This is a genomic window from Megasphaera sueciensis (genome assembly GCF_050219315.1).
GTDB classification, from domain to species: domain Bacteria; phylum Bacillota; class Negativicutes; order Veillonellales; family Megasphaeraceae; genus Megasphaera_A; species Megasphaera_A sueciensis.
In genome coordinates, this window is record NZ_CP116939.1 from 1398864 (window position 1) to 1413006 (window position 14143).

17 protein-coding genes and 1 tRNA gene are annotated in these 14143 nt (G+C 40.4%); 6 read left to right on the forward strand and 12 right to left on the reverse strand.

The genetic code is table 11. From position 1 onward, the window contains the following. Positions 1 to 5 precede the first annotated feature (5 nt). A complete protein-coding gene (locus tag NXG62_RS06695; RefSeq protein WP_427114167.1) occupies positions 6 to 197 on the reverse strand; it encodes a hypothetical protein in 192 nt (63 codons plus the stop codon). Positions 198 to 254: 57 nt separating this feature from the next. Continuing rightward, positions 255 to 470: a helix-turn-helix domain-containing protein gene (locus NXG62_RS06700; RefSeq protein ID WP_427114168.1), complete on the reverse strand. Its 216-nt coding sequence runs from the start codon at positions 468 to 470 to the stop codon at positions 255 to 257. A 128-nt stretch (positions 471 to 598) separates the two neighbouring features. On the opposite strand from NXG62_RS06700, the gene NXG62_RS06705 reads away from it, so the two are divergent. From NXG62_RS06705 to NXG62_RS06725, 5 genes are all read left to right on the forward strand, one after another. Next, positions 599 to 961: a helix-turn-helix domain-containing protein gene (locus tag NXG62_RS06705; protein ID WP_427114169.1), complete on the forward strand. Its 363-nt coding sequence runs from the start codon at positions 599 to 601 to the stop codon at positions 959 to 961. After that, positions 958 to 1221, forward strand: coding sequence for a hypothetical protein (locus NXG62_RS06710; protein ID WP_427114170.1), 264 nt, complete (start codon positions 958 to 960; stop codon positions 1219 to 1221). The genes NXG62_RS06705 and NXG62_RS06710 overlap by 4 nt, the downstream gene beginning before the upstream one ends. A 123-nt stretch (positions 1222 to 1344) precedes the next feature. Further along, a complete protein-coding gene (locus NXG62_RS06715; protein ID WP_427114171.1) occupies positions 1345 to 2010 on the forward strand; it encodes a hypothetical protein in 666 nt (221 codons plus the stop codon). Positions 2011 to 2087: 77 nt separating this feature from the next. Continuing rightward, the gene (rhuM, locus tag NXG62_RS06720; protein ID WP_427114172.1) at positions 2088 to 3020 is read left to right on the forward strand and encodes a RhuM family protein; all 933 of its coding nucleotides are present in this window, start codon (positions 2088 to 2090) and stop codon (positions 3018 to 3020) included. Between the two features lie 135 nt (positions 3021 to 3155). After that, positions 3156 to 4244: a tyrosine-type recombinase/integrase gene (locus NXG62_RS06725; RefSeq protein WP_427114173.1), complete on the forward strand. Its 1089-nt coding sequence runs from the start codon at positions 3156 to 3158 to the stop codon at positions 4242 to 4244. Positions 4245 to 4326: 82 nt separating this feature from the next. On the opposite strand, the gene NXG62_RS06730 is transcribed toward NXG62_RS06725, so the two are convergent. The 8 genes from NXG62_RS06730 to recG form a co-directional block, all read right to left on the reverse strand. Continuing rightward, positions 4327 to 4410: transfer RNA gene (locus NXG62_RS06730), tRNA-Leu, on the reverse strand. 121 nt (positions 4411 to 4531) lie between these two features. After that, the gene (gene surE / locus NXG62_RS06735; RefSeq protein ID WP_427114175.1) at positions 4532 to 5284 is read right to left on the reverse strand and encodes a 5'/3'-nucleotidase SurE; all 753 of its coding nucleotides are present in this window, start codon (positions 5282 to 5284) and stop codon (positions 4532 to 4534) included. A gap of 14 nt (positions 5285 to 5298) precedes the next feature. Next, positions 5299 to 6549 (reverse strand): glycosyltransferase family 2 protein, encoded by a 1251-nt coding sequence (locus NXG62_RS06740; RefSeq protein ID WP_427114176.1) that lies wholly within the window; start codon positions 6547 to 6549, stop codon positions 5299 to 5301. 23 nt (positions 6550 to 6572) lie between these two features. Next, a complete protein-coding gene (pssA, locus tag NXG62_RS06745) occupies positions 6573 to 7244 on the reverse strand; it encodes a CDP-diacylglycerol--serine O-phosphatidyltransferase (protein ID WP_427114177.1) in 672 nt (223 codons plus the stop codon). Beyond that, positions 7241 to 7879, reverse strand: a complete 639-nt coding sequence (locus NXG62_RS06750) for a phosphatidylserine decarboxylase (RefSeq protein ID WP_427114178.1) — start codon at positions 7877 to 7879, stop codon at positions 7241 to 7243. The genes pssA and NXG62_RS06750 overlap by 4 nt, the downstream gene beginning before the upstream one ends. A gap of 10 nt (positions 7880 to 7889) precedes the next feature. After that, positions 7890 to 8627 carry a WecB/TagA/CpsF family glycosyltransferase gene (locus NXG62_RS06755; protein ID WP_427114179.1) on the reverse strand — a complete coding sequence of 246 codons (738 nt, stop codon included), beginning with the start codon at positions 8625 to 8627 and terminating at the stop codon, positions 7890 to 7892. Between the two features lie 23 nt (positions 8628 to 8650). Then, positions 8651 to 10108, reverse strand: a complete 1458-nt coding sequence (gene guaB / locus NXG62_RS06760) for an IMP dehydrogenase (RefSeq protein ID WP_427114180.1) — start codon at positions 10106 to 10108, stop codon at positions 8651 to 8653. A gap of 96 nt (positions 10109 to 10204) precedes the next feature. Then, positions 10205 to 12247: an ATP-dependent DNA helicase RecG gene (gene recG, locus NXG62_RS06765; RefSeq protein WP_427114181.1), complete on the reverse strand. Its 2043-nt coding sequence runs from the start codon at positions 12245 to 12247 to the stop codon at positions 10205 to 10207. A gap of 135 nt (positions 12248 to 12382) precedes the next feature. On the opposite strand from recG, the gene rpmB reads away from it, so the two are divergent. After that, a complete protein-coding gene (gene rpmB, locus NXG62_RS06770; RefSeq protein ID WP_091651787.1) occupies positions 12383 to 12574 on the forward strand; it encodes a 50S ribosomal protein L28 in 192 nt (63 codons plus the stop codon). Positions 12575 to 12630: 56 nt separating this feature from the next. Here the strand turns inward: rpmB and NXG62_RS06775 are convergent, their stop codons facing one another. Together NXG62_RS06775 and NXG62_RS06780 are read right to left on the reverse strand one after the other, a co-directional pair. Further along, positions 12631 to 13455: a pyruvate, water dikinase regulatory protein gene (locus NXG62_RS06775; RefSeq protein ID WP_427114182.1), complete on the reverse strand. Its 825-nt coding sequence runs from the start codon at positions 13453 to 13455 to the stop codon at positions 12631 to 12633. Further along, complete coding sequence (locus tag NXG62_RS06780) at positions 13455 to 14099, reverse strand: helix-turn-helix transcriptional regulator (RefSeq protein WP_427114183.1); 645 nt, start codon at positions 14097 to 14099, stop codon at positions 13455 to 13457. The genes NXG62_RS06775 and NXG62_RS06780 overlap by 1 nt, the downstream gene beginning before the upstream one ends. Between the last annotated feature and the right edge of the window lie 44 nt (positions 14100 to 14143).

Genomic DNA, 14143 nt, shown 5'->3' on the forward strand with positions numbered 1-14143 from the left:
ACACCTCACTTTCTTTGGTGATCTGATATGAATTTGATTAAATTCGAAGCAGCAAATGCCGATTTTAAATACTTGTTAAAATAGGGATGCCACTCCTTTACGTTTTTTCCTCCATATGCAATAATTTTTACCGAACCATCATTGTCCACATAAGCACCTAATGAAAATGTTTTGTCTACTAATCTTTTAGTCGCCATCCGCTCTCACCTCCCTTCGGTGTTTCGTGTTGACACATTTCTACACTTTAAGTGTGTTTACGGGGTATAAAAAAGAGATTCAATTGATGCTTTATAATAGTTTGAAAGTTTTACTTTTACCTCATCTCTTGGAACTCGCCTTCCCTGTTCGTACATGCCCAAAGCAGATGAGCTAATTCCTATGTCACAAGCGACTTTTCCTTGAGGTATAGCACCTCTCAATCTAACTAGCCGTTCACCAATTGTTTTTTTATTTGCCATAATGCTATTCATTAGTACTCACCTCTTTTCTACACTCGTAGTGTAGCATTTTGTTATTAAAAAGTCAACACTAAAAGTGTGATTTACTATTGTATTTTCACACGCTACGTGTTAAAATAACTCATATAGAGGTGATACTAATGGCATTTAAAGATAAAATTAAAGAATTACGATTAGCTCGAAATTTAACACAAGAAGAAGTAGCCAGAGGAACAGGTTTATCCGCTAGTTCAGTAGGAATGTATGAACAAGGCAGAAGAAAACCAAGCTTTGAGGTACTAGAAGCCTTTGCCGATTTTTTTAATGTCGATATGAATACGTTAACTGCAAAAGATCAAGGCTATTACAACGATCCCGAAATTGCTGCCATGGCAGAAGAATTGCGTACCAATCCTAAAATGCGTATTCTTTTTGATGCATCCAAAGATTTGAATAAACAAGATATTGATTTTGCTATTAATATGATTAAGGAATTAAAGAAAAAAGAAGGTATTGACGATTGAATATTATCCTTATTTATAAATCAATGCCTTTGCACATGAAAGCTTTAGTGCACCCTAATGAGGACGAGACATACACCATTTTTGTAAACTCTTTGATTGATCACGATAATCAGGTCAAGGCCGTTCTCCATGAAGTGCAACATATTCAAGGCGGTGATTTTGATGCCGAAGCGCATGCAAATTTATTGGAGTATTTATTACATAACCAAGAGATTGCAGAATCTGATTTGCCAGATGTAAAGTTTTTTGTAGTTGCTTGATTTTTTGCGCAATTTACTTAACTTTGTTCAGCGCGGATAAACTATAAATATTTAATAAAGTTAGTCATTATTCGATATTTATAGTTTAAATTAATATTTTTATTTCAACATAAGGAGGAGTTAATGATGATAATTTTATTTACTATTTTATTTTTTCTTGCCATCATTTCTTTAATTTTAGGATTAATAAAACCAAGTTTAATTATTCGATGGGGCCCGAACGAAAAGAAAACCAGAAGTAAAGCTGCTTTAATTAGTATTGTGGCCATCGTTATTTTTGCTATTGGCGCAATGTCCTCTACTAGTTCCACGCCAAAGACATCCACCTCTGAACCTGCAGCAAAAGCATCACAGGAAACACAAAAAACAATCCAATGGAATAAGTCTGATCCTGACGCATTAAAAAACGGTAATATGAAAATAGCTATTGGAGAAATAAAAAAACATGAGACCTTAGCTCCTATTGCCGAGTCTCAAAATCCAACAGCTGTCTATAAGTCCCCATGGGACTACTATGGTAAGGTGATTGCTTTTACGGGCACAGTAGCTATCGCCGAGAATACCCCTCCCGACAATGATTTATCTAAAGCACTTGGCGGTGAAGCATGCGAAATTGTCATCGAATCCACTGACAAAGTAATTGTAGACGCCATGATTGCTGGAAATGCTAACAATATCCAAGTAGGACAACAGGTAACGTTATATGGGTATCCAATAGGACGAACTGAGGTAAAAAATAAACTCGGCGGATCCTTTACACATTTAGTAGTTATTGGCAAATTGCAATAGGGATCTCCTAAAAACAAAATAATAAAAATCCCGTCACCGGCTGCCATCGATAATGATGACGGGAAGGAAGTGAAAACATGGATAATGATTTGGTTTTATTTAAAGATGGTCAATTTGAACTAAATGTTACCGTCACACCAGAAAAAGATACCGTTTGGCTTAGTGCAAATCAAATGGCTTTACTATTTGATAAAGATGAAAAGACAATTCGTCGACATATCAATAATGTTTTCTCTGATAATGAAGTGGAGAAAAATAACAACACGCAAAAAATGCGTGTTGTTGGAGTCAAACAAAAAGTTGCTTTTTATACACTTGATGTAATCATTTCCGTTGGCTATCGTGTGAAATCTCAGCGTGGCATTCTATTTCGAAAATGGGCGAATAGTATCTTAAAGCAATATCTTCTTCAAGGTTATGCTTTAAACAATCCCAGGCTGAAAGTTTTGAATAAAGTAATCAATATCCAGTCCAGCATTATTGCCGGTATTGTTGGCATTGACACAAATGAAGTTATGACCGTAATACAGGAATATTCACAAGCACTAGAATTACTGGATGATTATGATCACCAATGTATTACTGTGCCACACGGATCCAGCTGCACATATCAATTAGAATCTGATGAATGTATGTCTATTATACACAACATGGAATTCAGTAAAACATCAGATATATTTGGAATTGAAAAAGAGCCAGGGAAATTACAAAGTATATTAGCCGCGATTTATCAAAGCGCTTTTGGTAAAGAAGTATATCCAACACTAGAAGATAAAGCTGCCAATCTATTATATTTTCTTATCAAAGATCATCCTTTTAATGATGGATGCAAACGCATAGCCGCTACATTATTTTTATACTTTTTGGATAAAAACAAAGCATTATATCGTGGAAAAGACAAAATTATTAGCGATAGTGCTTTAGTTGCCATTACTTTAATGATTGCAGAATCCAATCCCAAAGAAAAAGATATTATGATACAAGTTATTATGAATTTTCTACATTGGTAACAAAAACTCCCTCATCGTGTTTGCACCACAATGAGGGAAAACATAATCGCACCACCGTTCAAAATGGGCTGATTACCTATATAGTATACCATAATCAGCCCCCTATTTCACTATATCTAAGGAGCTGATTTTATCATGCCAAAATTAAAGAAACGTACCGACGGCCGCTATACAATTACTGCCACTATTAATGGAAAACGTAAGTATTTTTATGGTCGCACACGAATTGAAGCACAAGAAAAATGTGACGCGTATGAAAAACAATCGGATAACATAGCCAATTTTAATGCAGATATAACAATTGCTGAATGGGCACCGGAATGGCTGCATATAAAGGAGCCAACCGTATCCCCTGTGACAATGGATAGCTACAAACACATTATAGATAATCACATTCTGCCGCTAATTGGGAATGTGAAGCTATGTGAATTAACGGTGATTATGGTACGGCGACTATTAGATATAAAGCTTGAAAAAAATCTGTCTTCACGAACCGTCCGCTATATCTATACCGTGCTTAATGCTATGGTCAAGCAAGCCGTTAATGATGAACTAATAGGTAAAAACGTTGTTTCAAAGGTTCAAAAACCAAAATTAGTGAAAACCCATGAAATGGTTACACTGTCAGCCGATGAAGTGAAAAAATTTTTGTCTATTATCAAGAACGAAGAACACCATGCCTTTTTTAAGCTTGCGTTTGCATCCGGACTGCGCCGATCAGAACTTCTTGGCCTTGCATGGAGCAATGTTGACTTTAAAAAACAAACGATTACGGTAGAACAAACCGTGATTCGTGTCGGCAACGATATCATACTGTCAAAATCAACCAAAAATGCCTCGTCAAAGCGTTCTGTTAAGCTTGATACTGAAACGATGGCAGAGTTAAAGAAACACTCCATAACCGTCAAAAAGCGAATGTTATCGACATATGAATGGATCAATAATGATTTGGTATTCCCAGGTGAAAAGGGAAATCCCACATATCCGACCTATGCGTCAGAACTTTGCAAAAAATATGCTGCAGCAATTGGTAAGCCGGCGTTTTCCATGCATGGAACGAGGCATACCCACGCAACGCTGCTTATTGAAGCAGGTGTTAATTTCAAAGTCATTCAAACACGACTGGGGCACGCATCATTTAATGAAACCATGGATACTTATTCACACCTTACACCCATACTTGAATACGATGCCGTTGACAAGTTAGAGAAAATACTTTCGTGATGTTGTCAAAATGTTGTCAAAACGCGCATAACTAAATGTTGTCAAATAAAAATAGCACCCCGCAGGGTGCTATTTTACTGTATGGTGCCGGGGGTGGGACTTGAACCCACACGGTGTTACCCGCCTGATTTTGAGTCAGGTGCGTCTGCCATTCCGCCACTCCGGCATATATTGTTTTCCCGAGTACAAAAAATATCATACCATACTGTATCCCATTCGTCAAGTTTTTTTGAAGTGGAGCCAATTTTTATAACCGGTTCCACTATTGCAGTCTAATTTTTAAGAGGTTACAAAATATCTTTAACGTCTGCCATTTTATCAAATGCGGTCTGACGCCAATACAAGGGGGTCAATGCAATGTGTTTTCTCTTAATACACGCCACATCGCTGTCATCAGGAGCCGAATCCATATCCATGTCGCCTAGGATACGATAACAGCGGCTGCCATCAATATCTTCGCGTTCAGCAATAACATTATGATATATCTGCACGGTCTGAGGAACGACTTCCGCGTTTTTCAAGGATATTTCGCCTTGCAGCGGTACATTTACGTTTAAAACCCCTTGATATTGACAATCAACAAAAAGCTTTTCCACAACGTCTTTCACCAATCCGGCAACTTCCCTGCCTCGTTCTTCATCCATGCGGGCCATAGAAACCGCCATAGCCGGAATATGATAATAAGGTCCCTCCATAGCCGCGGCAACCGTCCCTGAATACAGAACATCACTGCCAAGATTGTAGCCATTGTTAATACCGGAAATAATCAAATCCGGCTTATGATCTGCTAAAAAGTATTCAACAGCCATTTTTACACAATCGACAGGTGTACCGGAAACAAGAATTTCCCGCACATTGTCTTTTTGTGGAAGTTCTCTACAATACAATGCCCTGTGAATCGTCAAAGAATGCGAAGCTGCACTTCGTTCTCCGCTGGGCGCAACTACAGTCACGCGATCAGCATAGGCAGCCATCTCCTTTTTCAGGATTTGGATTCCCTTGGCACGTAACCCGTCATCATTAGTCAAAAGAATATGCATGCACCTTTATCTCCTTATTTTTTAAAGTTTTTGCGAGTTACCTGCGCGTCTTCAAATGCCATGGATCGGATATGTTTAGTATGGCTCCATTCTTTTTTATGACGATCTCTAAAACCAAGAAACGTCACCGGAATCCAACTGTACATAAAGAGCGGATAAACAATCAGATACAGCCATGCCTTTTTAGGGACTTTAATCTGCAACAACACAATAATCGGAATCAAATATTGTCCCACACCTATAATAGTCCATATCTGAATAGGTACAATCTGATACAGTATATTCGTGTAACATGGAATATATGCATTAATATATGTCATAAAAACATAAAATGTAGACAAGAGCATAAAGAACGGCTGTGATAACGTAATAATGCCATCAAGCATACGAATATTACCCGTTTTTATGCCGCGGGCAAACAGCTTGGGAATAAACCGTTCTCCACAGTCAAACTGCCCTTGAGCCCATCTTTTACGTTGTCTGCAAGACTGCATAAAGCCCAGAGCTTTTTCATCATAGATAATCGCGTCATGGGCCCAAGTCGTACGTACGCCTTCCAATAATACTTTCATGGAAAATTCCATATCTTCTGTCAAGCAGTCACAACCCCAGCCATATTTGCGCACAATTTCCGTCGCAATACACATGCCCGTTCCGCCCAAAGCCGTAGAGAGTCCAATGTTATATTTTGCTAAATGCCACATATGATTAATAAGCCAGAATGCAATGGAAAAAGTTCCAGAAATCCATGTATCTGTTGGGTTTTTAGCATCCATGTATCCTTGGATGACCTTTTCCCCCTTACATAAGTGGTTATTCATTTCCCGCAAAAAATCTGGATGAACTAGATTATCCGCGTCAAAAACAACAAATGCATCATACTGCTTTTCCTGTTTTAACAGCTGATCAAACATCCAGTCCATCGCATATCCTTTACCCACCTGTTCCTTATTAATCCGCGTATATACAATCGCACCCCGTTCCCGGCAGATAGCCGCTGTATTATCGCTGCAATTATCGGCTACAACATAAATATCCAATAATTCTTTGGGATACCGGAGTTCTTTTAGATTGTCAATAAGAGGTCCTATGACACAGGCCTCATTGTGAGCACATATAACGGCCGCAAAGGAATTTTTCGGCGGTACGGTAATCTTTTCTTTTTTTTTCATGAGGCCGAATATGGCCAGAACAAAGTAGTACAATGAAAAGAATACAATGACTACTTGGATGGGTATCATGATGATATCCAAAAGATGTTCCATACTATACTATCTCCACCATCAGTTTATTTGGCAAATCCATTCATCGACGTATTAATAAGTCCAAACACGATATATAAAGCAAAAGGCATACAAAAAACAAGCTGCCATCCAGCTATATACATAGCTGCCAAACCCAACACCACAGCAATCACCAAAGCCGACTTATGCAGCACATCCGCGCTCTGTCCTTTAAAATCAGGATGATGTACCTTGCTGACAAGATCATATCCTACAAGAAACACGAGTACTGCTATTAAAGCCGCCGGAAGATGCACTCCAGAAATAACATAGGTTGCAATCAAGCAGCCGCCATTTGGTATAGGCATCCCCATAAAATAGCCATGTACCACAGTCGTATTAAGGTTAAAGCGCGCTAAACGCAGCCCGCCGCATACAGCATAAAAAATAGCGGGAATGACTCCCACCCAGCCTAATTCATGCAAGGCTGCCGTATAAATCAAAAAAGCTGATGCCGTGCCGAAAGAAACCACATCCGCCAAGGAATCCAATTCCTTGCCAAATTCACCACTGACTCCCAATGCGCGAGCAGAACGGCCATCCATTGCATCGCAAAACAGGGATCCCAGTATACAAAAAGCTGCCAGTTTTAAGTCACCTTGTGCAGTTAAAATGATACTTAACACACCAAATCCCAAATTACCAGACGTAAATGCATTCGGTATTAAAGATTTCATTTCTTAATCCTCCCTATAATGGTCTCGCCGCCTCGGACGCGATCACCTTTTTGTACAGTTATTTCCACATTATCCTGGACATACACTTCTGCACAGGATCCAAATTTGACCATGCCATATAATTGTCCGTGAAGCAAATCGTCGCCTAACGTAACCCACGATACAATACGGCGCGCCAAAACTCCGGCAATGGTAGTAACCAGAATATGTGTATCTCCGTGATCAATGCCAATAGAATAACGTTCATTTTCAAAACCAACTCCGTCTTTATAAGCCGGTCTGAATCGTCCGCACGTATATTGTTGGAATTTAATGGTTCCTGCTAAAGGAGCCCGATTAACATGCGCATCAAAAATAGATAAAAAAATAATTATTTTCTTGCACTCTTGGTTCAAATATGTGTCTTCATATACCGTTTCTATCCCCATGACTTTTCCATCCGCAGGTGCCACCAACAGTGATTCGTCTTTTGGAATTGTCCGGTGTGGATTACGAAAAAAATAAACGAAGTACAGGGCAAACAGAGCCGGTATCACAGCAATATACACGTTCACAAATAGCTTGGCAAGTACCGCCAGTATCACTGCCCCTAATATAAACACATAACCATCTTGTACAATGAGCGGTTTATTCAAAAAATCACCCCTAGTTCTTATGTGTATTTTTCTTAAATCGGACAGCTGCCACAAATTTCGGTAAAGCCAACATCCGCTTAAAACGGGTTGGTTCTTTACATAGTCTATAGAGCCATTCTAAACGGTTCCGCTGCATCCACCGAGGCGCTCGGCAAGAGTTACCCGCCAATACGTCAAACGTTCCGCCTACGCCTACACAAACACAATCTCCCAATTCAAAAAGATGTTGATATATCCACTTTTCCTGTTTAGGAACTCCCAGTGCAACAAGTAAAATTTTTGTACCGCGTTCCCGTATATCTTGAATAATTTGCTTCTCTTCTTCGGCTGTAAAAAAACCGGAGTGTATACCAACAACATTTATTTTACCGAAAGTTTCACTGCATTTTTCAACAGCCGTACACGCAACACCCGCAGCACCACCAAAAAGATAGACGGCTGTCTGTCTGACAGCCGCTTCCTGCAGCAGCCGGCAGGCTAAATCAAACCCGGCAACACGCTCTTTGAATTTGTCACCCTGTTGTTCTGCTGCCCAAAGAACGCCAGCTCCATCAGGAATAACCATATCTGCATTCTGCAATACACGCGCCAGCTCGTTATCTGTCTGCGCTTTCATAACCATTTCAGCATTAGCTGTAGCAATAATAGCTGCGCGATTTTCCTTGATACATTGAAAGACAAAATCCGTTGTCTCATCCATTGTCACGTTCCAAATAGGAATGGATAAAATCTCAATTTTACTAGCCAAATCGACCCTCCGCCTTGCCTTTATTAGTTCACGCTATAGTTTGGTGCTTCTTTAGTAATACTGATATCATGCGGATGACTTTCTTTCAAACCTGCACTGGTAATTTGGATAAAACGAGTATTTTCGATCATTTCTGTAATATTATGACAGCCGCAATATCCCATGCTGGCTTTCAGACCGCCAACCATTTGGAATATGGTATCTGCTGCCGCGCCTTTATACGGAACCCGGCCTTCAATTCCTTCAGGAACAAGTTTTTTAGCATCTTCCTGAAAATACCTGTCTTTACTGCCATGTTCCATCGCTCCCAAAGAACCCATGCCACGATAAACTTTATAACTGCGTCCCTGATAAATAACGGTTTCACCCGGACTTTCTTCCGTCCCTGCCAAAAGATTGCCCAGCATAACAACATTACCGCCGGCTGCAAGAGCTTTTGCCATATCACCGGAATATTTTATACCACCATCGGCAATAATAGGAATGCCATAACGGCGGGCAACCTTAGCACATTCATAAACTGCCGTAATCTGGGGCACGCCAATGCCGGCAATAATCCGTGTCGTACAAATGGACCCCGGCCCAATTCCAACTTTAACCGCATCAACACCGCATTGAATCAGTGCTTCGGCACCTTCTCCAGTAGCCACATTGCCAGCGATAATCGGCAGATTGGGATACATTTTCTTAATTTCTTTTACAGTATTCAGAACCCCTTCGGAATGTCCATGCGCTGTATCAATCACAACGACATCCACTTTCGCCGCTACAAGGGCATCAATGCGGTCTGTCATATCATGAGTCACACCAACTGCCGCCGCAACCAAAAGCCGCCCATTGGAGTCTTTGGCAGAATTAGGATATTTATGCGCTTTTTCAATATCTTTAATAGTAATAAGTCCCTGTAGATTACCTTCTTGATCTACGAGTGGTAATTTTTCTATACGATGACTGCGCAAAATGTCCTTTGCTTCTTCCAGTGATGTTCCAACAGGAGCTGTAACCAGATTTTCTTTAGTCATAATATCACCGATACGCAGACTCATATCTTCTTCAAAACGCATATCTCTATTGGTAATGATACCGACGAGCTTTCCATCTACCGTAATAGGAACACCGGAAATACGGTATTTACCCATCAATTCATTTGCATCTGCTAATAAATTATCCGGGTGAAGGAAAATCGGATCGATAATGATGCCGTGTTCTGACCTCTTAACCTTATCTACTTCTCTGGCTTGAACAGCAATCGGCATATTTTTATGAATAACGCCAATACCGCCTTCGCGAGCAACAGCAATCGCCATGGGTGCCTCCGTAACTGTATCCATGCCAGAACTCATGATGGGGATATTCAGCTTTATATCCCGTGTCAGATTGGTCGATACATCTACTTCCTTCGGCAAAACATTGGATTTTGCCGGCACCAACAACACATCATCAAACGTTAAACCCTTCATACCAAATTTATCAGATCTCATGTTTGCACCACCTGTTAAAAAATACAATAAAACCTTTAAGCCAAAAGCTTTATCCCTTATTATAACTGATAACTCGCATTCTGTACATATTTAAATCTAATTATTTAACAGTCCGTCAAAATGCCTTCCAAAGCGCCGACTCAAGATAGCCAAGACATGATCTTCATCTACAGAACTTTGTAAAAATGCCGCCGCACACTCTCTGGCTTTCATAAGAATAGATACATCACGTACAATATCTGCGGCCTTTAAATCCGGCATGCCATGCTGCGCATACCCAAATAAATGACCTGACCCGCGTAAAAGCAAATCCTTTTCCGCAAGAATAAATCCATCATGAATGGTTTCCATCCAATGCAGTCTCTGTTTTGTTTCTTCGCTGCCCTTCGCCGATAAGAGAATACAGTATGACTGAATATTGCTTCTACCGACACGTCCCCGCAGCTGATGCAGCTGCGCCAAACCAAAGCGTTCTGCCCCATCAACTAAAATAACGGCTGCATTGGGAACGTTAACACCTACCTCAATAACGCTTGTCGCTACCAGTAACTGTATATCTCCTTTTTGAAAAGCTTCCATAACGGCTTCCTTATCTTTTCCATTCATACGACCATGAACGAGACCGCAGCTGCGGTTAGAAAACACCGTAGTACGAAGCTGTTCATATAATGCGGTTGCCGCCTGCAGATCAGCCGTTTCTGATTCTTCTACCAACGGACAAACAATATAGCATTGCCGTCCTTGTGCCATATTTTTTTCCAAAAATCGATATATCCGTTTACGCATAGCTTCTCCCACTGCATAGGTCTTAACAATTTTTCGTCCCGGCGGCATCTCATGAATAGAAGAAACATCTAAATCGCCATATATAGATAATGTCAGTGTCCGGGGAATCGGCGTAGCTGTCATATACAATGTATGCGGCGAATGACCTTTGTTCTGCAGGGCTGCCCGCTGCTTGACACCAAAGCGATGCTGTTCGTCTGTTACCACCAGTCCTAAATCAAAAAAATGCACATCTTTCTGTATCAATGCATGTGTTCCAATAAGGATCTGCACAGTTCCCGCTTTTAACTCCTGCAGAATAACGGTCCGTTCTTTCCCTGTTGTCCGTCCTGTCAGGAGGGCAATTCGCAGGGAACATCCTTTGAACAACCCGCAGAATTCTTCATAATGTTGTATCGCAAGAATTTCTGTCGGTGCCATAAGAGCTCCCTGATACCCGTTTTCTACGATTTTTGCCAAGGCCATCGCCGCTACCACTGTTTTTCCTGATCCTACATCACCTTGAATAAGACGCTGCATGGGAACTTCTCCTTCCATGTCGTTTTGTATATCAAGAAATGTTTTTATTTGTCCTTTCGTCAAGGTAAATGGCAGCTGGTGAACAAGCTGTTTCAGCAAACTGCCATTCGGTCCGCATTTGATTCCCGAAGCTATACGGGCACGACGCCGGCGTAGTAAAAGGCCTAGCTGCATATCAAATAACTCCCCAAAGGCCAATTGTCTCCGTGCCTGTTCTTGCTGTTTCATATGCTTGGGAAAATGCATAGTTTCATAGGCCGCTAATTTCGACATATAATTATATTTCGTATATTCAGGTGTCGGTATGCTGTCTGGTAAGATTTCTTCATGTTCTACAGCAAAATGTAATGCTTCTCGCACCGCATTCCGCAAGTCTGCTTGATATAATCCCTCTGTTAAGCTATATACGGGAACAAATCCTCCCTGCTGCACAAGACCGTTTTCAACTTCTGGTGCATTCATCTGCCGGTGGCCATAGGACCATTCCATCTTTCCAAAAACCGAGATTATTTGTCCCTTTGAAAAAAAACGTTTTTTATATGGTTGGTTAAACCAAGTCAATTCAACGGATCCGCTGTCATCGGATATAACCACTTTAAGTATAGTCATCGACCGACGCGGGCGAACTTCCTGAATTGTTCCAACCTTTCCGCAGATAAGTACAGACTTATCAGATGATATATCAACGTTACCAATAGGCAGCACATGGCTTCTATCTTCATATTCACGTGGAAAGTATTGTAATAAATCAGTAATTGTCACTATTCCAAGACGAGCAAAAAGCTTTTCTTTACGCAGTCCTATTCCTTTAATTTGACGAATTGAAAAATCCATTAGATTCTCCTTGAAATTTATTTACATTTATTGTATCATATTTTGTAGACTATTTAGTAATTTTATCTTGATTTTACTTGTCTTTTATGATAAAATTCTTATGTTGTACTGCGTAAGTGCAAGGAGGTGTAACGAATGGCAAATTATTGTGAAATTTGTGGAAAAGGTATCGTAAGCGGCATGAATGTCAGCCACTCCCACTTGAAAACTAAGAGAACTTGGAAACCGAATATCCAAAGGGTACGCGCTATCGTAAACGGTGAAGTAAAACGTGTCAATGTTTGCACCCGTTGCCTGCGTTCCGGTAACGTTCAGCGTGACATTTAATCCATTATAAAAAAAGATGATTCTTACGAATCATCTTTTTTTATGCTCTTTTTCAGTTAATCTTCAGGATATATTTCCGCATTGCGCTTCACAATATCAAGGATAAGATTTGCAGTTTCTTCAATCGCTTTAGAAGATACATCAATAATCGGACAATGTATCCGCCGCATAACACCACGGGCATATTCCAGTTCTTCATTAATGCGTTCAATATTTGCATAACTGGCATTAGCATCCAAACCCATCGCCCGCAATCGTTCTGAACGGATAAAATTAAGTTTAAAGGGATCAATAATCAGTCCTACAATTTTATACGGAGGAATTTCAAACAATTCAGATGGTAAATTTACCTCCGGTACCAAGGGAAGATTCGCCGCTTTAATCCGCTTATGTGCCAAATACATAGAAAGCGGCGTTTTCGATGTACGTGAAACGCCAACAATGACAATATCTGCTTTAAGAAATCCCAGCGGATTTTTACCATCATCATATTTTACAGCAAATTCGATTGCTTCAACCCGTTTAAAATATTCTTCATCCAGACGATGGATCATCCCGGGTTTCATCGTCGGTTCTGTTTCCGTAATTTTACTGACTCCCTGCAGCATAGGCCCGATAATGTCAACTACCGTAACATTCACCAGCTTTGTTAATTCCTTTAGCTTGCGTCTCAAAACAGGAGAAATAATCGTATAACAAAGCATAGCATGGTTTTTCTCTGCTTCCTGTACAATATCTTCAATTTGCTGTTCTGAACGAATATAGGGTACACGGATAATTTGAAATTCTTCTTGATCATATTGACTGGCCGCTGCTCTCGCAACCCGTTCTGCCGTTTCTCCTAATGAATCGGACAAGGCATAAATAATTGGCGTTTCCATTAAGATCTCCTTCCCATACCGCATTCTACAAACAAATGCGTGATGTTCGTTTTAGAAATTCTTCCTATAATTTGCAATTCTTTTTTATCGACGCCATCTCCCGTCGCTTTAACTGAAACAACGGGCAGGCAATCAATTTCATATTCAATCATACGCTGTGCTGCCACCAAGGCAGTTTCTCCCGATTCCACATAAATCAACTTACTGACAGGTGTCATGACCATACGCACAGGCAGTGAGCGCAAATCATTGTTTCCCATAGCGGCCTTCAGCAAATCTTTCCGTGATACAACTCCCGCTAACATACTATCCGTCCCAACAAAAACAGTACCTACATCTTCCGTAAACATAGCAATAACCGCATCATACGCACTGGTATGTTCACCAACCACAACGGGCTGAGATAAAGAAGCATCTACAAGAATATCGGCGATAAGCCTAGACAACAAATCTTTTTCTTTATTGCCTGTGAAAAAATACCCTAGTTTAGGCCGCGCATCAATCAATCCCAACATCGTCAAAATTGCCAAATCAGATCTAAGTGCAGCTCGTGTTACATGCAAATGACCGGCAATGTGTTCACCCGTAATCGGACTATGCTGTTTGACAATATTCAGAATAGTTTCCTGACGTTCCGATAACATGTCACCATTCACCTCCATTTGTCTTATAAAATTTCTAAATCAAA

Excerpts from the sequence above, each read along its gene's own strand:
- NXG62_RS06705 (WP_427114169.1), top strand. The coding sequence starts at position 599 with ATGGCATTTAAAGATAAAATTAAAGAATTACGATTAGCTCGAAATTTA.
- NXG62_RS06725 (WP_427114173.1), top strand. The coding sequence starts at position 3,156 with ATGCCAAAATTAAAGAAACGTACCGACGGCCGCTATACAATTACTGCC.
- recG (WP_427114181.1), bottom strand. The coding sequence starts at position 12,247 with ATGGATTTTTCAATTCGTCAAATTAAAGGAATAGGACTGCGTAAAGAA.
- NXG62_RS06695 (WP_427114167.1), bottom strand. The coding sequence starts at position 197 with ATGGCGACTAAAAGATTAGTAGACAAAACATTTTCATTAGGTGCTTAT.
- NXG62_RS06740 (WP_427114176.1), bottom strand. The coding sequence starts at position 6,549 with ATGGAACATCTTTTGGATATCATCATGATACCCATCCAAGTAGTCATT.
- NXG62_RS06700 (WP_427114168.1), bottom strand. The coding sequence starts at position 470 with ATGAATAGCATTATGGCAAATAAAAAAACAATTGGTGAACGGCTAGTT.
- surE (WP_427114175.1), bottom strand. The coding sequence starts at position 5,284 with ATGCATATTCTTTTGACTAATGATGACGGGTTACGTGCCAAGGGAATC.
- NXG62_RS06715 (WP_427114171.1), top strand. The coding sequence starts at position 1,345 with ATGATGATAATTTTATTTACTATTTTATTTTTTCTTGCCATCATTTCT.
- rhuM (WP_427114172.1), top strand. The coding sequence starts at position 2,088 with ATGGATAATGATTTGGTTTTATTTAAAGATGGTCAATTTGAACTAAAT.
- rpmB (WP_091651787.1), top strand. The coding sequence starts at position 12,383 with ATGGCAAATTATTGTGAAATTTGTGGAAAAGGTATCGTAAGCGGCATG.
- NXG62_RS06775 (WP_427114182.1), bottom strand. The coding sequence starts at position 13,455 with ATGGAAACGCCAATTATTTATGCCTTGTCCGATTCATTAGGAGAAACG.
- pssA (WP_427114177.1), bottom strand. The coding sequence starts at position 7,244 with ATGAAATCTTTAATACCGAATGCATTTACGTCTGGTAATTTGGGATTT.
- guaB (WP_427114180.1), bottom strand. The coding sequence starts at position 10,108 with ATGAGATCTGATAAATTTGGTATGAAGGGTTTAACGTTTGATGATGTG.
- NXG62_RS06780 (WP_427114183.1), bottom strand. The coding sequence starts at position 14,099 with ATGTTATCGGAACGTCAGGAAACTATTCTGAATATTGTCAAACAGCAT.